Origin of the sequence: Pseudomonas antarctica (assembly GCF_900624995.1) — a bacterium.
Classification (GTDB): domain Bacteria; phylum Pseudomonadota; class Gammaproteobacteria; order Pseudomonadales; family Pseudomonadaceae; genus Aquipseudomonas; species Aquipseudomonas antarctica.
In genome coordinates this window covers 1-1511 of the sequence record NZ_UYXQ01000246.1, presented here as the reverse complement: position 1 = coordinate 1511, position 1511 = coordinate 1, and the positions used below count along the sequence as shown (strand labels likewise).

Annotated in this window: 1 protein-coding gene; it reads right to left on the bottom strand. The window is 56.1% G+C overall.

Annotated elements, in window-relative coordinates; genetic code table 11:
• Positions 1 to 506: 506 nt before the first annotated feature.
• Positions 507 to 1445, bottom strand: coding sequence for a magnesium transporter CorA family protein (locus E0F99_RS29800; RefSeq protein WP_130909133.1), 939 nt, complete (start codon positions 1443 to 1445; stop codon positions 507 to 509).
• Positions 1446 to 1511: the final 66 nt, after the last annotated feature.

The window sequence follows — 1511 nt, the reverse complement described above, 5'->3', positions numbered from 1 at the left end:
ATCGCCCGCAAGCTGGCACGTATTGCGTTTTCACTCATGAAAAATCAAAGCGAATACCAGTCAAAAGCGGTTTTGGAGGCTTCCCCTCAACCATAGAATCTCCCACATTAGATTGAGTTCAGTTTCAAATATCAGGTCGGCTGTCACGCCGCCTTGGCTTCGCTTTTGATCTAACCACTCAGGTCGGCTACTAGGCCGCCGTGCTCTGCTTTTGATCTGCTTTTGATTTTGATCTTAGGCGCCCCGTTAACCACGCTGGCCGAACGCAGGCTTTGGAGCGTGGGTAAACCGGCAGGACGCCGGTTTAGCCGCGATGGGCCAAGGATGGCCCATCGCGGCGGCCCACGGTTCAAAACCTGCGTGAGGGCACACCGAGCCTAAGCGAGGTGCCGAGTGGTGGGGCAAGAGCCTTTTGGTTACTTTTGGGCTCTTTCAAAAGTGACCCGCCGTAAGGGCGGAACCCATATCAGCCGTTACCACAGCAACGGATATGTACCCAAATCACATCACCCCACACTCGCCCCACCCGCAATCCGCTTCAACCCCAACACCATCAACCCCGCCCCCAACGCCATCGCGGCCATCAGCAGCGGATACGACACCCACCAAGGCGTCCCCGCCGTCATCATGCTGAACTCCGACATCCCGCCCACACTGGCAATCAAGTTAAGCGGCAAAAACACCACGTTGATCAGCGTCAACTTACGCAACAGGTTATTCATGCTGTTGTTCATCAAGTTCCCACGCGCATCGATCAACCCGGAAAACACATTGGAGTAGATCTCCGCCTGCTTGTAGCACTGATGATTCTCGATGATCAAATCATCGATCAACCCCAAAATCTCAGCACTGAAATGCTCCTTTTCCGCATGGTTACGCAGCCGCGAAAGCACCGCGCCGTTGCTGTGCAGCGCATTGATGTAATAGATCAAACTCTCGCTGAGGCTGAACATCTGCATCAAGTGATGGTTGCTCATCGACGCGTTGAACTGCTGCTGCAACTCCCGCGCAACCAGCTTGATCACCTTAAGGTGGCCCAAGTAGTGATGAATGTTATTGAGCAACAAGTCGAGCAACACATCCAACGGTGTGTGCAGCGGCCGGCGTGCGCCGAGCCCAGACAGCGGGGTTTCATCAGTGGCGATCACCAACAGGCGGTCCTGGGAAAACAACAGCCCGCAGGACGACACTTCAAACACCAGGTTGCCACCGCCGGAATAGTTCTCCGGGCGCTTCCAGATCAGGAACAGGTTGTCAGGGTGAAATTCGATGCGTGACACTTCATCCGGGTCCAGCGCCGAGGCCAGGGCATGTTCATCCAGCTTGTGGTGGTCGCGCAGCCACTCACGCTCGGCAAGGTCGGGGTTGTTGAACAGCATGATCGGGGCATCTTCGACCGCCCCACTGCGCAACTTCCCACCGGTCAACTCAAATCGCTGGATCATCGCGCGTCACCCCACCTGGCCTTGGCGTTTCATCTCCAGGCGCCGCACAAACCTCTCCAACCCCCG

Excerpts from the sequence above, each read along its gene's own strand:
- E0F99_RS29800 (WP_130909133.1), bottom strand. The coding sequence starts at position 1,445 with ATGATCCAGCGATTTGAGTTGACCGGTGGGAAGTTGCGCAGTGGGGCG.